Source organism: Shimia aestuarii, assembly GCF_900114635.1.
Taxonomy (GTDB): Bacteria; Pseudomonadota; Alphaproteobacteria; order Rhodobacterales; family Rhodobacteraceae; genus Shimia; species Shimia aestuarii.
Genome location: NZ_FOTQ01000007.1, coordinates 13,075 through 37,302, shown reverse-complemented (window position 1 = coordinate 37,302; position 24,228 = coordinate 13,075). Strand labels below are relative to the sequence as shown.

26 protein-coding genes are annotated in these 24,228 nt (G+C 58.1%); 8 read left to right on the top strand and 18 right to left on the bottom strand.

The window, feature by feature from the left end; all coding sequences use genetic code 11:
• Window positions 1–11: 11 nt before the first annotated feature.
• The 3 genes from BMZ35_RS15360 to thrS all read right to left on the bottom strand — a co-directional run bounded on the left by BMZ35_RS15360 (window position 12) and on the right by thrS (window position 2,961).
• Window positions 12–317 carry a BufA1 family periplasmic bufferin-type metallophore gene (locus tag BMZ35_RS15360; RefSeq protein WP_093094758.1) on the bottom strand — a complete coding sequence of 102 codons (306 nt, stop codon included), beginning with the start codon at window positions 315–317 and terminating at the stop codon, window positions 12–14.
• Between the two features lie 128 nt (window positions 318–445).
• The gene (locus BMZ35_RS15355; RefSeq protein WP_093094757.1) at window positions 446–748 is read right to left on the bottom strand and encodes a BufA1 family periplasmic bufferin-type metallophore; all 303 of its coding nucleotides are present in this window, start codon (window positions 746–748) and stop codon (window positions 446–448) included.
• Window positions 749–978: 230 nt separating this feature from the next.
• Entirely contained in the window at window positions 979–2,961 is a 1,983-nt protein-coding gene (thrS, locus tag BMZ35_RS15350) for a threonine--tRNA ligase (protein WP_093094756.1), read from the bottom strand.
• A gap of 157 nt (window positions 2,962–3,118) precedes the next feature.
• Between thrS and BMZ35_RS15345 the strand changes: the two genes are divergently transcribed.
• The 4 genes from BMZ35_RS15345 to BMZ35_RS15330 all read left to right on the top strand — a co-directional run bounded on the left by BMZ35_RS15345 (window position 3,119) and on the right by BMZ35_RS15330 (window position 6,089).
• On the top strand, window positions 3,119–3,877 hold the full coding sequence (locus tag BMZ35_RS15345; protein WP_093094755.1) for an alpha/beta fold hydrolase: 759 nt from the start codon (window positions 3,119–3,121) through the stop codon (window positions 3,875–3,877).
• Complete coding sequence (locus BMZ35_RS15340; RefSeq protein WP_093094754.1) at window positions 3,877–4,860, top strand: alpha/beta hydrolase; 984 nt, start codon at window positions 3,877–3,879, stop codon at window positions 4,858–4,860. The genes BMZ35_RS15345 and BMZ35_RS15340 overlap by 1 nt, the downstream gene beginning before the upstream one ends.
• 12 nt (window positions 4,861–4,872) lie before the next feature.
• On the top strand, window positions 4,873–5,313 hold the full coding sequence (locus BMZ35_RS15335) for a VOC family protein (RefSeq protein ID WP_093094753.1): 441 nt from the start codon (window positions 4,873–4,875) through the stop codon (window positions 5,311–5,313).
• Window positions 5,314–5,378: 65 nt separating this feature from the next.
• Window positions 5,379–6,089 (top strand): alpha/beta fold hydrolase, encoded by a 711-nt coding sequence (locus tag BMZ35_RS15330; RefSeq protein WP_093094752.1) that lies wholly within the window; start codon window positions 5,379–5,381, stop codon window positions 6,087–6,089.
• A 219-nt stretch (window positions 6,090–6,308) separates the two neighbouring features.
• On the opposite strand, the gene BMZ35_RS15320 is transcribed toward BMZ35_RS15330, so the two are convergent.
• Both BMZ35_RS15320 and phaZ read right to left on the bottom strand, forming a co-directional pair.
• Window positions 6,309–7,301 carry an LLM class flavin-dependent oxidoreductase gene (locus BMZ35_RS15320; protein WP_093094750.1) on the bottom strand — a complete coding sequence of 331 codons (993 nt, stop codon included), beginning with the start codon at window positions 7,299–7,301 and terminating at the stop codon, window positions 6,309–6,311.
• Between the two features lie 119 nt (window positions 7,302–7,420).
• Window positions 7,421–8,704 (bottom strand): polyhydroxyalkanoate depolymerase, encoded by a 1,284-nt coding sequence (phaZ, locus tag BMZ35_RS15315; protein WP_093094749.1) that lies wholly within the window; start codon window positions 8,702–8,704, stop codon window positions 7,421–7,423.
• A gap of 115 nt (window positions 8,705–8,819) precedes the next feature.
• Here phaZ and BMZ35_RS15310 point away from each other — a divergent pair, with 115 nt between their 5' ends.
• The 3 genes from BMZ35_RS15310 (at window position 8,820) to phaR (ending at window position 11,886) form a co-directional block, all read left to right on the top strand.
• The gene (locus BMZ35_RS15310; protein WP_093094748.1) at window positions 8,820–10,613 is read left to right on the top strand and encodes a PHA/PHB synthase family protein; all 1,794 of its coding nucleotides are present in this window, start codon (window positions 8,820–8,822) and stop codon (window positions 10,611–10,613) included.
• A 132-nt stretch (window positions 10,614–10,745) separates the two neighbouring features.
• Window positions 10,746–11,192: a phasin family protein gene (locus BMZ35_RS15305; protein ID WP_093094747.1), complete on the top strand. Its 447-nt coding sequence runs from the start codon at window positions 10,746–10,748 to the stop codon at window positions 11,190–11,192.
• A gap of 142 nt (window positions 11,193–11,334) precedes the next feature.
• Window positions 11,335–11,886: a polyhydroxyalkanoate synthesis repressor PhaR gene (phaR, locus tag BMZ35_RS15300; RefSeq protein ID WP_093094746.1), complete on the top strand. Its 552-nt coding sequence runs from the start codon at window positions 11,335–11,337 to the stop codon at window positions 11,884–11,886.
• Between the two features lie 55 nt (window positions 11,887–11,941).
• Here the strand turns inward: phaR and BMZ35_RS15295 are convergent, their stop codons facing one another.
• From BMZ35_RS15295 to BMZ35_RS15275, 5 genes are all read right to left on the bottom strand, one after another.
• Complete coding sequence (locus tag BMZ35_RS15295; RefSeq protein WP_093094745.1) at window positions 11,942–13,159, bottom strand: DegT/DnrJ/EryC1/StrS family aminotransferase; 1,218 nt, start codon at window positions 13,157–13,159, stop codon at window positions 11,942–11,944.
• A gap of 154 nt (window positions 13,160–13,313) precedes the next feature.
• Window positions 13,314–14,618, bottom strand: coding sequence for an NAD(P)/FAD-dependent oxidoreductase (locus tag BMZ35_RS15290; RefSeq protein ID WP_093094744.1), 1,305 nt, complete (start codon window positions 14,616–14,618; stop codon window positions 13,314–13,316).
• Window positions 14,619–14,703: 85 nt separating this feature from the next.
• A complete protein-coding gene (locus BMZ35_RS15285; RefSeq protein WP_093094743.1) occupies window positions 14,704–16,062 on the bottom strand; it encodes a glutamine synthetase family protein in 1,359 nt (452 codons plus the stop codon).
• Complete coding sequence (locus BMZ35_RS15280; protein ID WP_093094742.1) at window positions 16,059–16,742, bottom strand: type 1 glutamine amidotransferase; 684 nt, start codon at window positions 16,740–16,742, stop codon at window positions 16,059–16,061. The genes BMZ35_RS15285 and BMZ35_RS15280 overlap by 4 nt, the downstream gene beginning before the upstream one ends.
• A gap of 44 nt (window positions 16,743–16,786) precedes the next feature.
• Window positions 16,787–18,103: a glutamine synthetase family protein gene (locus BMZ35_RS15275; RefSeq protein WP_093094741.1), complete on the bottom strand. Its 1,317-nt coding sequence runs from the start codon at window positions 18,101–18,103 to the stop codon at window positions 16,787–16,789.
• A 230-nt stretch (window positions 18,104–18,333) separates the two neighbouring features.
• Here BMZ35_RS15275 and BMZ35_RS15270 point away from each other — a divergent pair, with 230 nt between their 5' ends.
• The gene (locus tag BMZ35_RS15270; protein WP_093094740.1) at window positions 18,334–18,735 is read left to right on the top strand and encodes a hypothetical protein; all 402 of its coding nucleotides are present in this window, start codon (window positions 18,334–18,336) and stop codon (window positions 18,733–18,735) included.
• Between the two features lie 19 nt (window positions 18,736–18,754).
• Here BMZ35_RS15270 and BMZ35_RS15265 read toward each other — a convergent pair whose 3' ends face one another.
• The 8 genes from BMZ35_RS15265 to BMZ35_RS15230 form a co-directional block, all read right to left on the bottom strand.
• Window positions 18,755–19,561: an ABC transporter permease gene (locus BMZ35_RS15265; protein WP_093094739.1), complete on the bottom strand. Its 807-nt coding sequence runs from the start codon at window positions 19,559–19,561 to the stop codon at window positions 18,755–18,757.
• A complete protein-coding gene (locus BMZ35_RS15260; RefSeq protein WP_093094738.1) occupies window positions 19,558–20,442 on the bottom strand; it encodes an ABC transporter permease in 885 nt (294 codons plus the stop codon). The genes BMZ35_RS15265 and BMZ35_RS15260 overlap by 4 nt, the downstream gene beginning before the upstream one ends.
• Window positions 20,443–20,570: 128 nt before the next feature.
• Entirely contained in the window at window positions 20,571–21,293 is a 723-nt protein-coding gene (locus tag BMZ35_RS15255; RefSeq protein WP_093094737.1) for a transporter substrate-binding domain-containing protein, read from the bottom strand.
• Window positions 21,294–21,328: 35 nt separating this feature from the next.
• Window positions 21,329–22,102 (bottom strand): ABC transporter ATP-binding protein, encoded by a 774-nt coding sequence (locus tag BMZ35_RS15250; RefSeq protein WP_093095128.1) that lies wholly within the window; start codon window positions 22,100–22,102, stop codon window positions 21,329–21,331.
• A gap of 129 nt (window positions 22,103–22,231) precedes the next feature.
• Entirely contained in the window at window positions 22,232–22,966 is a 735-nt protein-coding gene (locus BMZ35_RS15245; RefSeq protein ID WP_093094736.1) for a phosphate/phosphite/phosphonate ABC transporter substrate-binding protein, read from the bottom strand.
• Window positions 22,963–23,403, bottom strand: a complete 441-nt coding sequence (locus BMZ35_RS15240; protein WP_093094735.1) for a tellurite resistance TerB family protein — start codon at window positions 23,401–23,403, stop codon at window positions 22,963–22,965. The genes BMZ35_RS15245 and BMZ35_RS15240 overlap by 4 nt, the downstream gene beginning before the upstream one ends.
• A gap of 89 nt (window positions 23,404–23,492) precedes the next feature.
• Window positions 23,493–23,912, bottom strand: coding sequence for a tellurite resistance TerB family protein (locus tag BMZ35_RS15235; protein ID WP_093094734.1), 420 nt, complete (start codon window positions 23,910–23,912; stop codon window positions 23,493–23,495).
• The gene (locus BMZ35_RS15230; protein ID WP_093094733.1) at window positions 23,912–24,205 is read right to left on the bottom strand and encodes a DUF1330 domain-containing protein; all 294 of its coding nucleotides are present in this window, start codon (window positions 24,203–24,205) and stop codon (window positions 23,912–23,914) included. The genes BMZ35_RS15235 and BMZ35_RS15230 overlap by 1 nt, the downstream gene beginning before the upstream one ends.
• Between the last annotated feature and the right edge of the window lie 23 nt (window positions 24,206–24,228).

The window sequence follows — 24,228 nt, the reverse complement described above, 5'->3', positions numbered from 1 at the left end:
CCGGGTTCTGCTTACGAAGGCAAATCTCGTTCCAACGCCTCGAGCGAAGGTTGGCGCGGTGTTCCGTCGGCCATGTCGGGCAGATCGATTTCAAGGCAGGTGCCCTTGTCGACGAGTGACCAGGCGTTTCCCTGGTAATCGACGGTCGAAGTTCCGGCGCAGGTCGTACCGGGGCCTGCTGCACAGCCATTTTGACCGGCAATTGCAACACCAAAGCACTTTTCCTTGGATGCGGCCTCGACGAATGAGGATTGAGCAGCCAGCGCTGTCAGCATGGCACCTGTCAGGGATGCAATCTTGGATGTGTTAAAGGGCATGATTGTTCCTTTTGTCGTATGTCTCGTGGGAATGCTATGCTGTCCGGGTGCCGGACGCCGACAGTGTATCACGGATTGGAACAATTGAGGGGGATACGGACTCCGGACGTGCCGGAGCCCGAATTGGATCAGCTCGGAAGGTCGCGCTGCAGCGGCTCGAGCGAACCCTTGCGCATGGAGCCATCCGCCATGGCGGGCAGTTCCATGTCAGCACAGGTACCAGCATCAACCAGTTTCCATGCGTTGCCCTGGTAATCTACGGTCGAGGTGCCGGCGCAAGTGGTGCCGGGGCCCGCAGCGCAATCGTTCTGACCTGCCATGGACACGCCGTAGCATTTCTCCTGGCCAGCAGCCGATGCGGTCGTGGCATGCGCACTAACGGCTGCGGCAACGGCGCCAGCTACGGCGAGAGTCTTGATCGTTTTTGACATTTTCTCTTCCCTTTCAGGTTTCTGGAAACTCGGCCACGTTCGCCGTGGCATGGGATGAGAGTAGGCGTGTCGCAGCGTCACAAGCCAATCACGGGGTTGTGTGTCACAGACGCGTTAGGCGATGTGACGGTTTCGTGAAGATTCCTGCGCTGGAAGGTTGGTTTTCCATCAAAACTGAAACAGGCGCGCCGTTTTTGTTGCGGCGCGCCTGTCAGATTGTTGCAAAGAAATCAGGCCAAGTCAGGCGGAAGCGCCTCTTGTGACAATTGGCTCACGATCTCGTCCAACGGCTGGACCTTGCTTTGTTTCTCGCCAAGGCGACGTGTCGACACCGTGCGGTCTTCGACTTCCTTCTTGCCGATGGCGAGGATCACCGGAACCTTGCCAACAGAGTGTTCGCGAACCTTGTAGTTGATCTTTTCGTTGCGGACATCGGCTTCTGCACGCACACCGGCCGCCTTGAGCGCGGATACGACCTCGTGCACATAGTCATCCGCCTCGGATACGATCGATGCCACAACCACCTGACGCGGGGCCAGCCAGAAAGGCAGTTTGCCCTCCCAGTTCTCAATCAGGATGCCGACGAACCGCTCGAAGCTACCAAGGCAGGCGCGATGCAGCATGTAGGGGCGATGCCTGTCGCCGTCCGCCGCAATATAGCTGGCATCCAGTCGTTCGGGCAGGTTGGGGTCAACTTGGAACGTGCCGCATTGCCAGACCCGGCCGATGGCATCGGTTAGGTAGAAGTCGAGCTTGGGGCCGTAGAAGGCGCCGTCGCCCGGTTCGAGCGTATAGTCTCGGCCTACGGCCTTGATCGCGTTCTCGAGCGCGCCTTCGACATAATCCCAGCTTTCCTCGGTGCCGACACGTTTTTCGGGACGCGTCGCGAACTTGATCTCGAACTCCGGGAAGCCGAGTTCGCGATAGATATCGGCGAGGAAGTCGATGAATCGGGCGCATTCGTCCTGAATCTGATCTTCGGTGCAGAAGATATGAGCGTCGTCCTGAGTAAAGCCGCGCACCCGCATGATGCCGTGCAGCGCCCCAGAAGGTTCGTAACGCGCGCAGGAGCCGAATTCGGCCAGCCGCAGGGGCAGGTCGCGGTAAGATTTCAAACCCTGGTTGAACACCTGTACGTGACAGGGGCAGTTCATCGGCTTCAATGCGTTGACGCGGGTATGTTCATGGCTCTTGGCGCTTGCATCGTCATTTTCACCGTCTCGGCTCTCGTCCACTTCGACGATGAACATGTGATGCTGGTATTTTTCCCAGTGGCCCGACGCCTCCCACAGTTTGCGGTCAACGACCTGCGGCGTGTTGATTTCGTTGTATCCGCCCGCGCGCTGCTTTCGGCGCATGTAATCCTGAAGGGTAGTGTAGATCGTCCAGCCATTCGGATGCCAAAACACCTGGCCGGGCGCCTCTTCCTGCATGTGGAAGAGCTCCATCTCGCGGCCCAGTTTGCGATGGTCCCGCTTTTCCGCTTCTTCAAGGAAGGTTAGGTGCTTTTTGAGGTCTTCCTTATTCTTGAACGCGACGCCGTAGATGCGCTGCAGCTGCTGGTTTTTGCTGTCACCCCGCCAATAGGCGCCCGAAACGCGCATCAGCTTGAAGGCGTCTGCGGGCACTTGCCCGGTGTGCTGAAGATGCGGGCCGCGACAGAGGTCCTGCCAGTGGCCGTGCCAGTACATGCGCAGCGGCTCGTCGCCGGGAATGGCGTCGATCAGCTCGACCTTGTAGGGCTCGTTGTTGGCTTCGTAGAACTTCACCGCACGGTCGCGATCCCACACCTCGGTGGTGACAGGGTCGCGGCGGTTGATGATCTCTTTCATCTTTTTCTCGATGGCGCCAAGGTCTTCGGGAGTGAAGGGGTCTTCGCGGTCGAAATCATAATACCAGCCGTTCTCGATCACGGGGCCGATGGTGACCTTGACGTCGGGCCACAACTCCTGCACGGCGCGGGCCATGATATGGGCGCAGTCATGCCGGATCAGTTCGAGCGCTTCGGCATCGTTATCCTTGAGCGTGTTGATCGCGATCGTCGCATCGGCGTCGATCGGCCATTGCAGATCCCAGTGCTTGCCATCAACAGTGGCTGAGATCGCCTTCTTGCCAAGCGAGTTTGAGATCGATGCGGCGACTTCGGCAGGCGTAATGCCCGCGCTATAAGAACGCTTGTTACCATCAGGGAAAATAAGGGAAATATCGGCCATTAGCCTCTAGCTCCTCGTCAGTTTGGCGCCCACGGAACGCCCGGTTGCGGGTATATGGTTCGGACCGGGTTTTGCGCCTTTCGCCCCTTCAAGTCAAGCGCCCTTTCCCGCATCCGCGAGCAGCGTTAGTGTCAAAGCAAAGCAGGATGAGGACGTCATGAGCATCACACAGTTTTTCGAAAGCCCACAGGGGCGGCGCATCGCCTTTCACAAGAGCGGAAGCAAGGGCCCAACCGTCGTGTTTCTCGGGGGGTTGAAATCAGACATGGAAGGCACGAAGGCGGTGCATCTGGAAGCTTGGGCCAAGGCGCGGGGGCAGGCATTCCTTAGGTTTGATTATTCCGGTCACGGGGAAAGCTCGGGGCGGTTCGAGGACGGCTGCATCGGAGATTGGCACGAAGACAGCCTGGCGGCAGTGAACGCGCTCACTGAAGGACCATTGGTTCTTGTCGGGTCATCCATGGGAGGGTGGCAGGCGCTATTGCTTGCAAGGGCGATCCCCGAGCGAGTGAAAGGCCTGGTGACGATCGCCGCCGCGCCGGATTTCACCGAGGACAGTTACTGGGCCGGTTTCACGGACGCGCAGAAACAGGCGCTGGAAGATGTCGGCTACGTGGAGTTGCCTTCTGATTACATGGAACCTTACGTGATCACCAAACGCATGATCGAAGACGGCCGTCGTCATTTGGTGTTGAGGGAGGAGCTGGTGTTGGATTTTCCGGTGAGGTTCCTGCAGGGTACCGAAGATTCCGCCGTTTCATCTCAGGTTGCTTTGCGGCTGCTGGATCATGCTGAAGGAACGGACATGCGGTTGCTGTTGGTCAAGGGAAAAGATCACCGCTTCTCTGATGATGATTGTCTCAAATTGATCGAAAAGAGCGTCGAGACGGTGATTTCGATGTCAGAAGTATCATAATGCGAACACTTGGCAGGTTCCTTGGGCGAAGCATCATCCTGCTGTTGGTGCTTGGGGCCGCGATGTGGACGTGGGGGCCGTACGAGGTTGTTTCCGTGACACCCCGTTTTGATGCGCGGACTATTGGCCCCGATGTCGTTTCTTTTTTTGTCGAGAGAGAAGCGCGATATGACAACATCATTCCGGGCGTTGAAAAGCGGGTTGTCTGGCGTGAGACAAAGGGCGCGCGTACGGAACTGGCGATTGTGTATATCCATGGGTTTTCCGCGACTTCAGAAGAGCTTCGTCCGGTGCCGGATCGGGTTGCCGAGGCCGTTGGCGCCAACCTTGTTTTTACCCGTTTGAAGGGACATGGCCGGGATGGTGAAGCGCTCGCGACAGCAACAGTGCAAGACTGGGCGGATGATCTGGCGGAAGCTCTTGCAGTTGCGCGTATGATCGCCGACGAAGTGGTGATCATGGCCACGTCGACGGGGGCGACATTGACGGCGGCCATGTTGGATCAACCGGAAACCATGAAGGATGTGAAAGGGGTAATCCTAGTTTCACCAAATTTCGCGATTAACAACCCACTGGCGCCGCTTCTGACGCTTCCGGCGGCGCGCAATTGGGTGCCCTTGATTGGCGGAAAAGAACGCAATTGGGAACCGCAGAACGAGGCCCATGGCAAATATTGGACAACACGTTATCCAAGCGAAGCGGTCTTTCAGATGGCCGCTTTGGTCGAACTGGCGGCGGCCAAGTCTTATGCGGATGTAAAGATGCCAACCTTGTTCTGGTATTCGGATGCGGATCAGGTGGTATCTGCAGCAGCAACACGTGAGGTGATATCCCGATGGGGAGGGCCTGCCGTCGTAAAGCCGCAAGTGCTCCGCGATGGTGTGGACTTAAGCGCGCACGTGATCGCAGGGGACATACTGTCTCCAGCAGGCACACCTTTCGCAGTTTCTGAAATATCTAAATTTATCAGTTTTTTAAAGTAAGTAATTAAAGTCATGCAGAAACGTATTAGCCTCATTACTCTGGCCGTGGCCGAATTGGAGAAATCCGCCAGGTTTTATGAAGCGCTTGGGTGGAAGCGCGTACCCAGCCCGGGTGGTGTCATCGCTTTTGACCTGATCGGCCAGTCATTGGGGCTCTATCCCAAGGAAAAACTGGCTGAAGATATGGGAATAGACGTCAACGAAATTGGCGGATTTTCCGGGATCACTTTGGCCCACAACGTGCGCAGCGCCGGGGATGTCGCGCCGATGCTCGCGGCGGCCGAGGCGGCTGGCGGTCGCATTCTACGGCCAGCGGGCGATGTGTTTTGGGGTGGACACATGGGTTATTTCGCAGATCCCGACGGGCATGTCTGGGAAATCGCCCACAACCCATTTGCGCCGCTTTCACCTGACGGGGCGTTCCGGTGGCAGGGATATGGCGAAGGGAGTTGACCTGCTTCCGACCTGTGTCAAAGTGAGTTGAGGGCCATCGGGCGAATTTCAGAAAGGTGATTTTCATGCAGGAGCCGTTGGTTCTGCTTCCGGGAATGATGTGCGATGCACGTCTATTCTCACCCCAGATTAACGCGTTGTCGTCAGATACGGTGGTGTCGGTGGCACCAATCACGCAAGGAGAGCGGGTTGAAGAAATCGCCTCGTCTATCCTTGCGGCTCTTCCCGAGAAATTTGCTTTGGCGGGTTTGAGCATGGGCGGGATCGTGGCGATGGAGATATTGCGCCGTGCTCCGCAGCGCGTTTTGCGGATCGCGTTGCTTGATACCAATCCGCTTGCCGAAACACCTGCAACGGCGGCCGCTTACGAACCGTGGATTGTTGGAGCCAAGGCGGGGCGTCTCGAAGATATTCTTGGCGAAGTCATGCGGCCAGAGTTTCTAGGGCCCGGGACACACCGCAACGAGGTTCTTGCGTTGGTCCGAGAGATGGGGCTCGCTTTGGGGGCGGATGTGTTTGTACGTCAGGCACGGGCACTGCAACGCCGCCCTGATCAACAGAAAGCCTTGCGGCAATGCAAAGTGCCCGCACTGATCCTGTGCGGGGAGCACGATGGTCTGACGCCTGTGAAACGACACACTTTCATGGCGGAACTGATGCCTTATGCCGAATTGCGCATCATTGAGGCGGCCGGGCACCTTCCGACGCTCGAGCAACCCGAAGCCACAACCCGGGCGCTTCGGGAGTGGTTGAAGCAACCTTTTGTTCTCAGATGAAAAAACGGGCCCGGGATCGTTGGCGACACAAGGTGCAGCGGTTTCAGAATTGGGTGACAACACGTGTGCCGCCGGGGGCGCGTTTACTGCTTGGTGTTGGCCTAATCGTGATGGGAGTGTTCGGGGTCCTGCCTGTGCTTGGCTTTTGGATGATTCCGCTTGGGGCGGCAATTGCCATGCTGGACCTGCGTTCGATTTGGCGATGGATAAAGGCGCACGTCACGCGCCGTTGAGGTCTTTCATGACGCTTGCCGCAATCTCGATTGATCGTTTTCGCGCCGTGTGGTCATGAATCATTCCATTCATGATGATCTCGTCGGGATGATACCGCTCCATAAGCCTGCGGAGGCGTTCATGCACGATGTCTGGCGTTCCTACTGCGCTGATCCTCAAGGCGTGATTGACCATGCGCAATTCGGCCGGGGTGGCAATGTCGGATAAATGTTTGATAGGCGCGGGCAGGGGGCCTGGATGCCCGCGCCGCAGATTTAGAAAACCCTGTTGCATAGATGTCTGCAGGTGTTGTGCCTCGGTTTCCGTTTCCGCTGCAAAGACATTCACGGCAAGCATGAACCGGGGCTTGTCGGTCAGGCCGGGTTGGAAATAGCGCCGGTAGATCGTGACGGCCTCGTCCAACGCGTCCGGTGCGAAGTGAGAGGCAAAAGCATATGGAAGGCCCAACTTTGCAGCGAGCTGGGCGCCGAACAGGCTGGATCCGAGTATCCAAACCGGAACGTGGGTTCCTTCTCCGGGCACGGCTCTGACTGGTTGGTCGGGTGCTGCGGGTTGTAGAAAGCCAATGAGTTCAACCACGTCTTCAGGGAAATGGTCGGTACCCGACATGCCCCGGCGCAAGGCGCGGGCGGTGTTCATATCGGTTCCCGGTGCACGTCCCAACCCAAGATCAATGCGTTCCGGATGAAGCGTCGCCAATGTGCCAAATTGCTCGGCCACGACAAGCGGAGCGTGATTTGGAAGCATGATTCCGCCAGCCCCTACCCGAATGCTTGCGGTCGCAGCAGCTATGTGGCCAATGACAACTGCGGTCGCCGCGGATGCGATGCCCGGTGAATTGTGGTGCTCGGCGAGCCAATAACGATGAAAGCCAAGGGTCTCGGCGTGGCGCGCGAGGTCTGTGCTGTTGGCCAGAGCATCGGCTGCTGTGCCGCCCTCGGGGACAGGGGAAAGATCAAGAATTGAGTATTTCGTCATGGTGCCTCCACTCCGCGCATAGAGTATTGGTTTGTTTCACGGAAGATGCATCCCCATTCATATTCAGGAACAAAAAACGGGGCCGTGTAGGCCCCGTTTTTGATTTTTGGGTTTTACGCTCAGACAGCCGCGATTTTTGGCTTTGTGGAACGTTTGCTCGGCTCCTTGGGAGCATCGGCGTTTGCATCGATGAATTCGAGTACCAGCGGGCGGATGTTATTGCGCCAACTTTTGCCGGCGAAAATACCATAGTGCCCCGCTTCGGGTTCGACATAGCTCGCCTTTTTCGAGTCCGGAAGGCCCGTGCAGAGATCTAGCGCGGCCACGCATTGACCGGGCGCGGTAATGTCGTCCTTCGCGCCTTCGACCGTCTTGACGGCGACTGTCGTGATTTTGCCAATATCGACTTTGCGACCGTTGACCACGAACTCGTTGTTCGCGATTTCGCCATTCTTGAAGATGCGTTCCACGGTCGAGAGATAAAACTCTGCCGGCATGTCCATGACGGCAAGGTACTCGTCGTAGAAACGGTTGTGAGCATCGTGATCCGATGCCTCGCCGCGCGTAACACGTTGAATTTGATCGGCAAAAGCCTTGGAGTGACGATCTCCGTTCATCGACATGAAGGACGCCAGCTGAAGCAGGCCCGGATAGACCATGCGCCCGACGCCGGGGTATTTGAAGCCGACGCGCTGGATCATCATCTCTTCGAGTTGACCCATGGTCACGCGATGCCCGAAGTCAGTCACTTCGGTTGCGGCGGCATTCGGATTGATCGGGCCGCCAATCAGCGTCAACGAACGCGGCTGCGCCTTTGGGTCTTCCTCGGCCAGATAAGCGGTGGCCGCAAGGGTGAGAGGGGCGGGCTGGCAGACTGCGATAACATGGGTGTCGGGGCCAAGTTCCTTGAGGAAGTCCACGAGGTAAAGCGTGTAATCCTCGATGTCGAACTTGCCTTCGGAGACCGGAATGTCGCGGGCATTGTGCCAGTCGGTAATGTAGACCTCGCAGTTGACAATCAGGCTTTTGACAGTCGAGCGCAGAAGTGTGGCATAGTGACCCGACATCGGCGCAACCAGAAGCACCTTGCGCGGCTGGGTTTCGCGACCGGAGACGTTGAAGTGGATCAGATCGCCGAAAGGCCGTTCCACCACTGGCTCAATGTTGACGAGGTGATCCTTGCCGTCTTCGCAGGTAAAGGTGCGGATACCCCAATCAGGCTTGACGATCATGCGTTGAAAGGTGCGCTCCGTGACCTCTCCCCATGCTGCCATCCAGGCGAAAGCCGGGTTGGGGACCATCGAAAACATTGGATAGGAAGCCATGGCAGACGCAGTCGCACCCAACCATTGGTTCGTGTTCCGGATTGTCTCCATCAGGTCGTACGTGGCCATGTACCGCATATGCGTCTCCTTTACCTAAGGGTATGCACCCGTCCGACAGCGCCCTATACTAATGTTCACTTAGGGCGATACATTGAATGCTGCGTAGCGGCGAGAATAGGGCGAATTTGTAACCATGACAACAAACGAGAATGACGCAGGTCCAAATTTGGAACGTCTGAACGAGAATCTGGGTAAGGTCGAGGTTCTATCACGGCGCTTGGTAGAGGTTATGGCGCGCCGTAAGCCATTGAGACCGGACCTGAATTCGCCTGAGCCGGAAATGTTTGTTCATGCTGCCAACGCGTACTGGCAGGAAATGATCAACAATCCGGGCAAGGTTCTTGAGAACCAGCTCGAGCTGTGGAGCAAGTCGGTAAAGCACTTCGTTGACGCACAGCATTTGTTGATGAAGGGACAGATTGCTGCGCCGCAGGATGAAACGCCCAGCGACAAGCGATTCTCGAATCCGATGTGGCAGACTCACCCTTATTTCAACTTCCTCAAGCAGCAATACATGCTGAATGCGCAGGCCATCGAGAAGGCGGTTGAGGAGTTGGATGGTCTTGAGCCGAAGGAAAAACAGCGCATCGAGTATTTTGCCCAGCAGATCGTGGACATGATGTCCCCGACCAACTTCTTGGGTACGAACCCGGATGTACTCGAGAAGGCGTTGGAAACCGACGGGCAATCCTTGATAGACGGGCTTGAGAACCTAATTGCGGATCTCGAAGCCAACAATGGTGAACTGGTTGTACGACTGGCAGATGAGTCGGCGTTCGAAATCGGCGGGAATATCGCCACGGCGCCAGGCAAGGTCGTGTTCCGCAATCGCATGTTTGAACTGTTGCAGTTCTCTCCAACAACAGAGTCCGTTCACGAGGTGCCCCTGCTTGTTTTCCCACCGTGGATCAACAAGTACTACATTCTCGACCTCAAGGAATCGAACAGCTATATCCGCTGGTGTGTGGATCAGGGCTACACGGTCTTTGTCGTGAGTTGGGTCAACCCGGATTATTCGTATGCCGACGTCGGTATGGATGAGTATATCGAAGAGGGGTTCCTGACCGCGATTTCAGAAGTCAAGAAAATCACCAAGCAGAAGCAGATCAACGCCGTGGGCTATTGCATCGCGGGCACGACGTTGAATCTCACCTTGTCGTTGATGAAGAAGCGCGGTGATAAATCGGTTAAGTCGGCCACGTTCTTTACCACGCTGACTGATTTCTCGGATCAGGGCGAGTTCACACCATTCCTGAGTGACGATTTCATTGATGGGATTGACGAGGAGATAGACGACAAGGGGCTGTTGAGATCTTTCATCATGCAACGCACCTTTAGTTTCCTGCGTTCCAACGACCTTGTCTATGGTCCTGCGATCAAGAGCTACATGATGGGGGAAACACCGCCTGCGTTCGATCTGTTGTACTGGAATGGCGATGGGTCCGGGCTTCCCGGCAAAATGGCCCACCAGTATTTACGACAACTCTGTCAGCACAATGAGTTTGCGGAAGGTGGCGTTGAGTTCTGTGGTGAACGGCTCGAATTGAGTGACGTGGACATCCCGATTTGCGCCGTGACCTGCGAGACAGATCATATCGCTCGCTGGAAAGACTGTTATCGCGGCTTCCAGCAGGCCAAGAGCCGCTCGAAGACCTTCATCGTGTCAGAGTCAGGTCACATTGCGGGTATCGTGAACCCCCCCAGCAAGAAGAAGTACGGCCACTATACGAATGCCGACAACAAGTTGGCACCCGATGACTGGATGGAGGGCGCGACTTTCCACGAAGGTTCGTGGTGGCCGCGCTGGGACAAATGGCTGTCGTCTCGCTCCGGGAAACAGATTCCGGCTCGTGAATTCGGTGATTCGGAGCACCCAGTTCTAGGAGATGCACCGGGTGACTATGTAAAGGCCAAGGCAATACGTTGATATAAAAGGGGAAAAATATTTGTGCTGCAGCGCAGCAAAAATATCTTGAAATGCTGCGCTGCAGAATGCATATTGTCTTCAGAACAGCAACGCGGGGCCTCCCACCCGCACATCGTTAAAGGAACTAGTACTATGGCTAAAGCACAAGACATGAACACCATCCTGAAAGACATGATGGGCGCATTCCCGGTTGACACCTCGGCTCTGGAAGATGCCTTCAAAAGCACCGCATCGCTGAACGAAAAGCTGAGCGGGGTTGCACTGGAAGCGGCTGAAAAGTCGTCGGAAATCTCCTCGAAGTGGACCAAAGACACCCTCGCCAAACTGGCCGAGATGTCCAAGGCCAAAGCAGAGCCCGCCGACTACGCAAAAGCCATGACCGACTTCGCTTCGGCTCAGGCAGAAGTTGCCGCCGAGAACATGGCTGCCTTCGCTGAAGTTGCGAAAAAAGTGCAGACCGAAACCGTTGAGCTGCTGATGGCTGCCGGCAAAGATGCCACCGAAGAGGCAACCGCCGCCGTCAAGAAAGCAACTGACGACGTGACTGCCGCTGCCAAGAAAGCAACCGCAGTCAAGTAAGCTGGATTACCAGCCAGTCTGCACTCATCCCTCCCTATCAGTGCAGATTGCATGGGCAGGCCGTTCGGCCTGCCCTTTCTTTTTGTTCTGCAGTCGCATAGGATTTTTCTGCAACGCGCAAATAATCTTTGGGGAGACAGACGTGGCGGACGAAAAAAAACCACTGTTGATCAAACGCTATGCCAGTCGGCGGCTCTATAACACTGAGACCAGCGACTACGTCACGCTTGAGGACATCGCCGGATTCATTCGCGATGGCCGCGAGGTTCAGATTGTCGATTTGAAAACTGGCGACGATCTCACGCGTCAATACCTGTTGCAGATCATCGCCGAGCATGAAAGCCGCGGAGAAAGTGTGCTTCCGATCAACGTTCTGACCGATCTTGTGCGTAGCTATACCACGCAGGCGACAAGCGTGGTGCCTCAGTTCTTGCAGGCGTCCTTTGACATGCTGCGCGAGGGGCAGGAAAAAATGATGGAAAGCATGGGCGGGGGTATGAAAATGCCAGGCCTCGAAGCCATGCAGCAGCAGCAGGAAGCCTTTCTGAAGGCCATGACCGGCGGCGTGGGCTGGCCAGCCGGAACGACGGGTGCCGAAGCGGGGGACGCGCCAAAGGAAGACGCAGGAGAGGATCTTGATGCAATCAAAAAACAACTCTCTGAGCTTCAGGAAAAACTGAGCAAGCTGAAATAATAAAGAGGCAGGACATGAAGTCCTGCCCCGAAAAGTCCAAGCTACCGAAACAGGTTCAGGTGCCGTAGGCGCGGAGTTCGCCCATGACGTCATTGGCGGCGCCAGTCAGGGCTCCTGCGATGATGTCGAGTTCATCCTTTTTCAGGCGCGCGGGCAAGCGTACATCACAGGCCTTCATCAGCATCTCGCGTGTTTGCGGCAGTTCCGGCAAGTCGCGGATGAATTGCCAATTCCAGAACGCACGCGCATTATCGGTGGATTGACCAAAGACCTGCACCTTGACGCCCCGGCGATTGGCCGCGGCCTGAAAGGCGAGAATCTGGTCATTGTCCAGTCCAACAAGATTGAACTGAATCGAATCCGGTGCGCGCTCTTCAGGTCCCAGTTTTTCGGGGACATTCAGCCAGGGAGACTGATTGAGGATGCCAGCCACATAGTCGTGGTTGGCACGCCCGTCGCGCACGCGACGCGGTACTTCGGGAAGCTGCGGACGAATGATCGCGGCGGACAGGTTGGAAAGGCGCAGATTGTAGAGTGGCAACTGGTTCTGCCACCGGCTAAAGGCCGCTTCGAGTTCGCCGGTATTGTCGCCAGCGGGTGCCTTGTGCTTTTGCCAATTGTGTTCGTAAGCGCCCGACATGATCACGGCGCGGGCCACGAGATCTGCATCATCAGTGACAAGAATTCCGCCTTCGCCCGCGTTAACCAGTTTGTATGATTGGAACGAGAAGCACCCGACGCGGCCGATCGTGCCTATCTTGCGCCCATTCCAAGTGGTGCCCAACGAATGTGCTGCGTCTTCAATCACCGGAATGTTGCGCGCATCGCACAATTCCATGATTGCATCCATGTCGGAGGTGTGGCCCCGCATATGGCTGATGATCACAGCCGAGATGCTGTTATCAAGTCGGCGCTCAAAATCGGCCACGTCGATGCGGTAGTTTTCGCCAACTTCGCACAAGACCGGAATGCAGTCGGCATGAACAACAGATGACGGAACAGCCGCAAAGGTGAATCCGGGGATCAGCACCTGTGCGTCGCGGGGCAGGCCAAGCGCCTTGAGCGACAGGAAGAGCGCAGCAGAGCAAGACGACACGGCCAGAGCATATTTGGTCCCCATCATCGCTGCGAATTCTTCTTCGAGAAGCGCCACAGGCGCATCTTCGGGGGCTGTGTAGCGAAACAAATCGCCGCTTTGCAGTAGCCGGTCGATTTCGGCGCGGGCAGATTCCGGGATTGGTTCTGCATCATATACGTTGGGAGGTAGAGTCATGGTTTTGGACTTTCTTATACTCGATATTCAAAAATATAAATCAATCACGAGTTCGTGCCAACAGGTTTCGAGCCCGTTCGCACGAAAAACCGTGAAACGGGCAAGCTCCGAAGTGATGCTGTGTTTTCTTCAGGGTTCTGAAAAAAAAGCTAATTCAGACCCCGAGCCGATCACGCAAGGCAAACCAAGTCATTGCCAGCACAAGCAACGGGCTGCGGAACATGGTGCCGCCGGGGAATGGCGTGGCCGGAACCCGTGCCATGGTGTCAAACCCTTCGGCTTCTCCCGCGATGGCCATCGCAATGAGTTGGCCAGCATGTGTTGCGGTGCCGACACCGTGGCCGGAATATCCCGAAGCGCTCAGGATGGAGGGTGATAGGCGGCGCAGGTAGGGCATGCGTTTCATCGTGATCGCGAGCGTGCCGCCCCATGCATAGTCGATCCGAATGTCGCGCAGGTGGGGGTAGATCTCGAGCATCGGTTTGCGCACAAGGGCCGCGATGTCGCTGGGGAAACGGTAGCCGTAGCTTTCCCCTCCACCAAACAGCAGGCGCCCATCGTGGGACAGACGGAAGTAGTTGATCACGAACTTGGTATCGGCAATGGCGACATCACGGGTCAGTACCTTGGCAATGTCATCACCGAGCGGTTCGGTCGCCGCAATGAAGTTGTTGATGGGCATCACGCGTGAGGCGACTTTTCGATCCAGGTTGCCGAGATACCCGTTGCAGGCCAGGACCAGTTGATCCGCCACGATGCGGCCCTGATCGGTCTTGACCGTGATCTTTTCGCCCCGCTCGATACCATGAACGTGGGTGTTTTCGTAGATACGCGCCCCGGCGGATTTGGCCGCACGCGCCAATCCAAGCGCAAATGCCAGAGGGTGGAGATGTCCGGCCCCCATATCCAGAGAGCCGCCCACATATTTGGGTGAAGGACACAGCGCCTGCATCTGGTCGCGATCCAGGGGCTCGATCTGATCGTAGCCGTATTCCGCACTTAGATGCTCGGTGTATTCATGTTCTGCCCGTACTTCGCGATTGGAAAAACAGGCATGGGCGATACCGGGTTTCAGGTGGCAGTCGATTTTGTGCCGGGCGACGAGATCCTTGACCAGATTCTTGGAGTCCTCGGCCAGATGCCAGAGCTTGTGAGCATCGTCGCGCCCGACGAGGGCTTCAAGGCCATCCTGTTCCATGCGCTGCCCCGAGCCCAGCTGACCGCCATTGCGTCCCGATGCGCCGAAGCCGACGCGATGCGCATCGACCAGAACAACGTCAAAGCCGCGCTCGGCCAGGTGCAACGCTGTCGAAAGACCGGTATAGCCCGCCCCCACAACGCAGACGTCCGCGCGAGTTTCGCCCTTGAGGCTTGGAGAAAGGGGGAGGGGATCGACCGTGGCCGCATACCAGCTGTCGGGATATTCGCCTTTGCGATCATTGGCATAGAGCAGGTCCATCCGGCACCTCTAGCTTCAATTTGGTTAAGTACTGCTGTCGGTGTCCAAGGGCGCCCGCGCGCCCTTGGCCCTGTTCAAGCAAGGATCACACGTTCAGCAGAAGGTGTTCCCGTTCCCAAGGGCTGATCACCTCGAGAAATTCTTCATATTCGGCGCGCTTGATGATCGAATAGACGCGGGCAAATTCGGGCCCGAGAACTTCGTGCAGCTTCTCTGCCTCGTCGAACAGGTCGAGCGCGCCACCAAGGATACGTGGAATGGCCTCGTCGCCGTCATAGGCGTCGCCCTTGAATTGTTTGTCTGGGCGTTCCTGCTCGATCAATCCGATATAGCCACAGGCCAACGAGGCCGCGATGCCGAGATAGGGGTTGCAGTCCATGCCAGCGAGGCGGTTTTCCACGCGTCGTGCCTGCGGCGAAGAGATCGGAATACGAATTCCGGTCGTACGGTTATCCCGGCCCCATTCGAGATTGATGGGTGCCGCGTGATCGCGCACGTAGCGGCGATATGAGTTCACATACGGGGCAAGAACCGCGATGGCCGATGGTAGGTGTTTCTGCAAGCCGGCAATAAAGTGGAAAAACGCGTCGGTTTCACCGCCTTGGGGGCCTGAAAAGATATTCTCGCCCGTTTCTATATCAATCACCGAATGGTGGATATGCATGGCCGACCCTGGTTCGCCCTCGATCGGCTTGGCCATGAAGGTGGCGTAGCAATCATGGCGCAGGGCAGCTTCGCGGATCATCCGCTTGAAGTAGAACACCTCGTCTGCCAGCTTGACCGGGTCGCCATGGACCATGTTGATTTCAAGCTGTCCAGCACCGCCTTCCTGGGTGATACCGTCGATTTCGAACCCCTGGGCCTCGGCGAAATCATAGATATCGTCGATCACCGGGCCGAATTCGTCCACGGCGGTCATCGAGTAGGCCTGGCGGGCGGCGGCGGGGCGGCCTGAGCGTCCCATCATCGGTTCAATGGCCTTGGCAGGATCGATGTTTCTTGCCACGAGATAGAATTCCATCTCGGGGGCCACGACCGGCTCCCACCCCTTGTCGCGATAGAGCTGAACCACCCGTTTCAACACGTTGCGCGGGCTGAAAGGGATCGGCTCTTCGTTGATGTCAAACGCGTCGTGGATGACCTGAAGGGTCCAGTCCCCAGTCCATGGCGCCGCAGTTGCGGTGGACCAGTCCGGACGCAGGATCATGTCGCGTTCGATAAAGCCGCCGTCTCCGGCCGCCTCGCCCCAGTCCCCTGTAATCGTTTGATAAAAAATAGAGTCAGGGAGATGAAAGTACTTTTGTCGCGCGAACTTGGTCGCCGGAACAGCTTTGCCGCGGGCGATGCCGGGCAAATCGGAGATGATACATTCGACTTCGTCGAGCCGGTGCCCCTCGAGATAGGTTTGCGCGGCTTCGGGAATTTGTTTGAGCCAGTCGCTCATGAGGTCCTCTCTTGCCGAAAGAAATCGGCGAATTGGTCGGCTATGGTTTGGCTTGCGGTGGGGGTTTCCAGATCGGTTAACGCATCGTTCAGCAGCTTGTCCGGGACAATGCCTTTTCCCCGTGTTTTGATCAAATCTTCAAGGAAGTCTGCCGTGAACTCCGGGTGGGGTTGCACGGTCAGGGCGCGGTCACCGTAAACGATGGCGGCATTGGCACAGAAGTCGTTGCTGGCGACCACGGTGGCGCCGGGGGGGAGCTCTGTGACCTGGTCCTGGTGCCACGCGTTCAGGGCGATGGGCGTGCCCGCGAAGTCATAGACCTGACGGCCCACGGCCCAGCCCCCGTCGAATTTCTCGACCTTGCCACCAAGCGCCTGCGCGATGATCTGGTGCCCGAAACAGACGCCGACCATCGGAACCTTTTCCGAGATCGCCTCGCGAATGAAATCTTCAAGCGGGGGGATCCAGTCGTGATCTTCGTAGACACCATGGCGTGATCCGGTGATCAGCCAGCCGTCCGCATCATGCACGGAGGCCGGGAAGTCGCCATCCTCCGGGCTCCAGCCTTCGAACTCGAAGCCTTGACCGGCCAGAAGAACCTGGAAGGCGTCAAAGTATGTTCCGTACGCCTCCTGAAGGTCCTCGGGAGGCTTTCCGGTTTGCAGAATACCGATTTTCATAAGTCACCAATGGGTTGGTTGGGTGTTTCGTGCGACGCGCAGAGTCATACACGCTCAAGGTAGGTTTGCCAGCGGTCGGATTCCGGGATGCCCGTGAAACGCCGCAGTTCCTGCCGCTTGGTCATTACCATATTGCGGATCAGGGTCTCGGGCAAACACCGCGAGATGAATTCATCTGTTTCGAACAGGTCGATCGCCTCTTCCCAGCTTCCTGCCAGTTGTGGCAGGTCGAGATCATAGGCATTGCCGGTGATCGGTTCGGACGGGGTGAGGTCTTCTTCAATACCTTCGATGGCCGCACCCAGAACGGCTGCCAGCATCAGGTAAGGGTTGATGTCGCCCCCGGCCGTACGGTGTTCGATGCGTCGTGCAGCGGGTGCGCCGCCGGGAACGCGGATCGAGGCTGTGCGATTTTCGTAAGCCCAGCAAACAGATGTGGGTGCATGGGCCCCAGGCGCAAAGCGGTCATAGCTGGAACCGTGCGGTGCAAAGATCAAAGAGCTGGCGCGCATCGCCTCCATGCAACCCGCAATGGCCTGATGCAGGGTCCGAGTGCCCTCGGGACCCCCATTGTTGAAGACGTTGTTGCCGTCTTCGTCAACGACCGAGAAGTGCACATGCATGCCATTTCCGGCATCGTCCGGATAGGGTTTCGCCATGAACGTCGCTGCCATGCCATGTTTGCGGGCCATGCCGCGCAACAACAGCTTGAACAGCAGAGCATCATCGGCGGCACGCATCGCCTCCTGATGATTCAGGGTGACTTCGAACTGGCCGAGACCACATTCACCGATCATGCTCTGGACAGGAATGCCCATCGCTTCGGCACCCTCATAAAGTTCGGTGAAGAACGGATCGAAGGCGTCCAATTCGTCGATCGAGAGAACGTCTCCGGCAAAGATGCGGCGTCCCGAGCGGGGATCAATGGGCGGCAAAAGCGCGTCACCCTTGTCGTCGGCCAAATTGAATTCCATCTCGGTGGCGGCCATGACGGTCCAGCCACGCGCCTTGTAACGGTCGAGCACGAAGCGCAGGGCCTGGCGCGGATCGCCGAGAAACGGCGCGCCGGATTCCATGCGCATTGTCATGGGAACAAGCGCAGACGGCGTGGTCAACCACGGCATCGGCACCGGGCCACGCTCTGTTGGAAACAGGATTCCATCCGCGTCACCGGTTTCGAACACCAGCGGGCTGTCCGCGATATCTTCGCCCCAGATATCCACGTTGAGCGCCGAAAGCGGCATGCGCACCGCACCCGAATCGAGCTTGGTGGCAAAGGCCGCAGGCAGGCGCTTGCCGCGCATTTGCCCGTTGAGATCGGCCGCGCCTACGCGGAAGGTTCTGAATTGTGCAAGCTCCATGGATCACCCGATCGTATAATTTGATCAAATTATTGACGCCTTCGTGTCACTTGTCCAGTCCTTTCTTTGGGCGTCGGTATGACGTCGGTATTCTGTCGGTATCGCATCGGTATGGTTTTCCAGCTGATTTGAAGACGTAGCGCCAAAAGATAAGGACGCACGCCGATTTGATTTGCCGAGCGCCGATGATTTCCCCGATACTTTGAAACAGTTTTAGAGCGAGGATAGTCATGACAGGATTGAACAGACGCGCGGTATTGCTGGGTGGTGTTGCACTGACAATAGCGGGACTCCCGGCGTTGGCCGCAGAGGTTCCAGCACCGCAGGCGGGCAAGGGGCTGATCGTGTTTTATCGCGGCGGCGGCCAAGGGGCTGCGGTGCGCTATACCATCGAAGGTCCCGATGGCTTGGTGGGAGAGATGAAACAGGGCGCGGTCCTGTTCTCGCATATGCCGCCAGGCGATCACCTTTATCGCGTGCCGGATGCCAACAACACGGAAGGTGTGATCTCCATTGCCGCCGGTGAAACCAAATTCATCGATTGCTATCTCGATGCGGCCACCAACACGGGCAAGCTTCAATTCCGTGAAGTGAGCGCTGACAGAGCGATGAAAACCATCAGCAAATACTAAAGACGACTGGTTTCCGCCCCTATCGGATCAGGTTGGGGCGGAAACGGACCTTGGTGCGCGTCTCTTTCGGCATGTGCTTGTTGAGACGTGAATTTATCAGTCCGAACAGCCCCACGATCACCAGCGTCAGAAGGATGAAATAGAAGGCCAGGATCGGGTAGGGGATGAACGGGTTGAAGGTTTTGTCCGCGAAGTAGCGCGCGTAGTAAAGCGCGTCGCCCTGTTGCTTGAGCACCGGGAAGCCCGAGAAGAACACCAGCGTCGTTGCATGGAACAGGAAGATCGCCTCGTTCGTGTAGGCGGGCCACGCGAGTCGCAGCATGGTCGGGAAGGTGATCCGGCGGAACCGGGTCCAGCCGGTCATGCCATAGGCATCTGCTGCCTCGATATCGCCTTTGGGGATCGACAGCAGCGCGCCATAGAAGATTTCCCCCGAATAGGCGGCGGTGTTCAGGAATAGAACCACCAGCGCGCCAAGCCATGCAGCCGTGAAGGCGCCGAGGAACGGTACCGATTGCTTGAGCGTCAGGAAGACGAAATAGGCAAAGAAGAACTGGATGAAGAGTGGCGAACCGCGGAAGACGAAGATGAACCATTCCGCCGGTTTGCGCAGCAGCGGGTTATGAGAGCTTTTGCCCACAGCCAGCGCCACGGCAAAGAAGAACCCTGCCAGAAGGGCGAAGATCCCGAAATAGATGTTCCAGAACATCCCCGACCCGATCAGCGTGAATTGCTGGCAAAGGTCGTAGCCTTCGCGTGGCAGAAGACGTTCCCCGATGCCGATCGAACGCAGCGCGTAGGCCTGGATGGTGTCCCAGCAGCTCATGCCTTGGCCCTCCGCTGTGCCTCACCGCCGGCCGTTGCCTGGCCGTGGGTGAGTTTTTTCATCAGCTTGTCGAGCACCACTTCGGAGACCTTGGTGAAGGCGAGGTAGAAGACCAGCAACGCAAGGAAATACCACATGCGCCAGTCGCCGTGCGGGTACTCGGTAAAGCGGGCATTGACCGTGCCGCCCAGTTCGCGGGCCCAATAGACGATGTCTTCGATCCCGAGAAGGAACAGCAGGGGCGTGGCCTTGATTAGCACCATCCACAGGTTCGACAGGCCGGGCAGGGCATAGACCCACATCTGCGGCACGAGGACGCGCCAGAAGGTCTGGCGCCTTGTCATGCCATAGGCCTCGGCGGTTTCCAGCTGGGCGCGGGGCACGGCGCGCATGGCGCCGTAAAGCACGTTGGCGGCAAAGGCGCCAAAGACGATGGAAAAGGTCAGGACGGCAAGGAAAAACGCATAGGTTTCATGCACCCATTCCGGCGAGCTCGAAAGAGGCAGCTTGGCCTGCTGGCAGACCACGAAATCGTTGCCCTGGCGGATCGCATCGGGCCAGTCGGGGCATTTGACTTTGTGACGCAGCCATTCGAACGCCTGATCGAGTGCGATGACGAAGAACATGAAGAAGGCGATATCCGGAACCCCGCGCACAATCGCGGAATAGCCCTTGCCAAGCCAGCGCAGCGGTAGGAACCGGGAACGCGCGGCGGTGGCGCCGCCAAAGCCGAACAAGAGGGCGGTGGGGGCGGTGACGGCGAGCAGCACCAGCACGGTGACGACCGAGATATATAGCCCCATGTGCTTGCCCGTGGTCAGGTAGCATGAGAGCCACGTGAGCCCCTCAAGCGTCTCGGGATCCGTGCAATAGGAAAACATCCGTCGGTTTGTCCTTGTCCGTCAGCGCCGCCTTGTCGTTGGCCCGAATCCGTCAAGCGGTCGGGCGGGGGCGGCTGAAGGGAAGCGCAGGGTATGCCCCGCGCCTCCTGTGATCCGTGGGGATCAGTTTACCACTGGGAAGCGACTTCCCACTTGGCGATCAGCGCGTTCAACGAACCGTCGTCTTTCATCGACTGGATCGCAGCGTCGAACATCGCGCGCAGTTCGCCATCGGATTCACGCAGGCCCATGCCGACGCCACCACCGATGGACTCAGTGCGCTCGAGCAGGACCAGCCCGTCCTGACCCACGACGGTGTCAAGGAAGCTCTGGTCGGCCAGGACCGCGTCGGCTTCGCCATTGCGTACGGCGGCAACGGTTTCCTCGGGGGTCGCGAATTCGATCAGTGTCCAGCCCTTTTCGGCAATGAAGGACGCCTGGATGGTGGCGGCCTGGGCCGCGATCACGGCGCCTTCGACGTCAAGACCGGCGTCCAGCGCGGCATAAGCCGACGGATCCGGCGGGGTGTAGGGCTGGGTAAAGTCGATGACCTCGTCACGCTCGTCGGTGATCGACATGCCCGCGATGATGGTGTCGTAGTTGCCCGACACGAGGTTCGGAATGATCGAATCCCAGTCGTTCTTGACCCATTCGCATTTCAATTCGGCGCGCTTGCAAAGCTCGTCGCCCAGTTCGCGCTCGAACCCGTCGATTTCGCCAGCGTCGTTCACGAAGTTCCACGGTGCGTAGGCGCCTTCGGTGCCCATGCGCACGGTCTTGCCGTGGCTTCCGGCCATGGCCAGACCTGCCGTCAGGGCAAGGGCTGCTGTGCCAAGGATCAGTTTTTTCATAGTTTTTTGCTCCCTATGGTTGGTTTTTTGGTTGATCACGCGGCGGTTGAGCTCAGGAATTGCTGCAACCGCTCGGATTTCGGGGCGCCGAACAGGGTTTCTGGTGCACCCTGTTCCTCGATCAGGCCCTGATGCAGGAACACCACGTGGTCCGACACGTCATGGGCCATTTTCATGTCATGCGTGACGATCAGCATGGTCCGGCCTTCCTCGGCCAGCGCCTTGATCACGCGCACAACTTCTTGTTCCAGCTCGGGATCGAGCGCCGATGTGGGTTCGTCGAACAACAACGCCTCGGGTTCCATGCAGAGCGCGCGGGCAATCGCGGCACGCTGTTGCTGGCCGCCTGAAAGCTGCGCCGGGTAGACATCGCATTTGTCGCCAATGCCGACCTTGTCGAGGTACTTTCGCGCCGAGGCTTCGGCCTCGGCCTTTTCCCGACCCAGAACCGTGACCGGGGCTTCCATCACGTTTTGCAGGATGGTCATGTGGGCCCAGAGGTTGAACTGTTGGAATACCATCGACAGGTTGGTGCGGATGCGCAGCACCTGCTTGGGATCTCCGGGATGACGTGTGTGGCCTTGACCCTTCCACGTCACCGGTTCGCCCTTGAAAAGGATTTCGCCTTGCTGGCTGTCTTCCAGAAGGTTGGCACAGCGCAGGATCGTGGATTTGCCCGAGCCAGATGACCCGATCAGCGACACCACATCGCCGCGATGCGCGGTGATATCGACCCCCTTGATAACCTCCAGATCGCCATAGGCCTTGTGCAGGTTGCGGATTTCCAGAACTGGCGTGGTATCAGCCAAGGCGTCCCCATTGTTTTTTGTTGTTTGTATCAGTGCCTCAATAGGGATGAAAAAAAGCGCAAATGCAATGTTCAAAAGGGGTGACGCAGGGGGAATTCTGCCGAATTGGCGCCTCAAACGGGCGTTTGGTCAGGGGGCGGGCGGTGTTGGAACGGCCAGATACGCGGCCTCGGGGATGACAAGCACATCGCGAAGGGACAAAAGCGCGCGGTCCGCCGGAGCAAGGTCGCTGATCGCGGCCTTGAGCGCGTTGCGCAGCGGGGCAGGGTCTTGTGCGCGCGCAGTGATAAAGGGCAGGGCCGGGGTGGGCGCGGTGTGGTCTATTTCGCGCAGGAGATGGGCGAAAGGGTCAAACTGCTGAATGTAATGCCATGTCAGAGCGTCCAGGGCGGCGATGTCAGCGCGGTTCTCGGCCACGGCCCGGGCCGAGTCACGGTGTGCGCCGGTAACGACCCGGGGGCCGATTCGCAGGTCGTGCGCGGCGAAATAGGCGTGCGGGGCGGCCCAGCCGGATTGGGAGAGCGCCTCGTTATAGGCCAGACGCGCGCCGTCGAAATCGGCCAGTGAGGTTGCCGGGTGGTCGACATTTGTGACCAGCACGGAGTTGTAGTAGCCCGGCGGGCAGCCGGGCAGGCCGTAATCCGGCGTGGCAACAAGTGTGACCTGATCATGGAGCCGGGCGCGGAAGGGAAAACCGCACGTTTGCGCCAGCAGAAGGTCGGGGGATTGCCAGACCTGCCAGAGATCGGCGTCGCGGGTAAGGGTATCGGGGCCATGGCCAAGATGGTCCCGCACGGCGCGCCAGAGCCGGTCATTGGCGGCGGCCGTCTCCGGCCTGTCATACATGGCCAGGCTTGCGATCATGTCCCTGCCGAAACCCTCTGGCGGGCCAGTGCGCTGTCGCGGTCATTGATGCCCAGAAGGCTTGCGGCGAGGCGGACGAGGGCGTCTTCTTCGGCGTCGCGCTGCCCATCTGCCAGAACCACCTGCCACATGGCCTCGATCACCGCGATACGATCATCGAGCGGGACGGCGTCTTTGATGGCGCGGGTGAAACGCACCGTGTCCGGGGCCTCGGCCTCGAGGGTTTCACCCTGTTGGCGCAGGGTCGCGGCTTCGATCGCGGACAGCCCGTAGCGGCGCGCGGTGACGTCCTCGATCTGGGCCGCCTCTTCCTGTGCATAATCGCCGTCAGTGCGGGCGATCCGCACCAGAAGGGCGGTCAGGGCGAGTCGCGCATCGCCGTCGTCAAGAGGGGCAGGGGCGGGCGCGGTCAGGCGTTTCAGGAGATCAGCAAACATGATCCCAGATGTAAGCCGCCGATTTTGAAGCTGCAATGCCCGACCTTACAACCACTACGTTTAAAAGAGATTAACCGACCGCCTGCGCGCTAAGCAGCCGGAGAATCTTCCGGTTTTATGCCAAGCATGGCCTCGATCTCGTGCAGGCTGGCATCTTCTGCCGGGACGTGATCGCCATCCGCCATGATGACGCGCCAGAGCGCCTGAACCATTTCCAAACGGTGCGGATAGTCGACATTCTGGCGGATCAGAAGCGCGAAATCCGGGGTGCCGGGCGCGGCGGCTTCGAGTTTTTCACAGGTGGCGCGCATCTTGGCGGCCTGGATCGGGTTGAGGCCGAAGGTGCCCGCGAGAATGCGGTCGATTTCTCCAATCTCGTCAGCATCATAGTGGTTGTCGGACTTGGCCACGCGCACCAGAAGTGCGCCAAGGGCGAGCTTTTCATCCGGTTCAGGCAGGGCGGTGGGTTTCGGTTTGCCGCGTAGGCGGGTCAGAAGGGCGTCCCACATCAGGCGTCGTAACCTTCGACAATGACGATGTCACCGGTGCTGACCGGTACTCGCAGGGCCTTGGCCGCCTGGTAATCTGCGGATTCATAGCAGTCGAGGGCGGCCTGATAGGATGGGAACTCGATCACGACATTGCGCTGGCGGGCGGTGCCTTCGGGGTTTTCGAATTGCCCGCCGCGCACGAGAAACCGCGCGCCATAAGCGGCAAAGGGTTTGGCGTTCGCCTCGACATATTTCATGTAGCCGTCAATGTCGTCGACATCGACGCGTCCGATCCAATAGCCTTTGGCCATGGTGTTCCCCCGCTGGTTTTCCT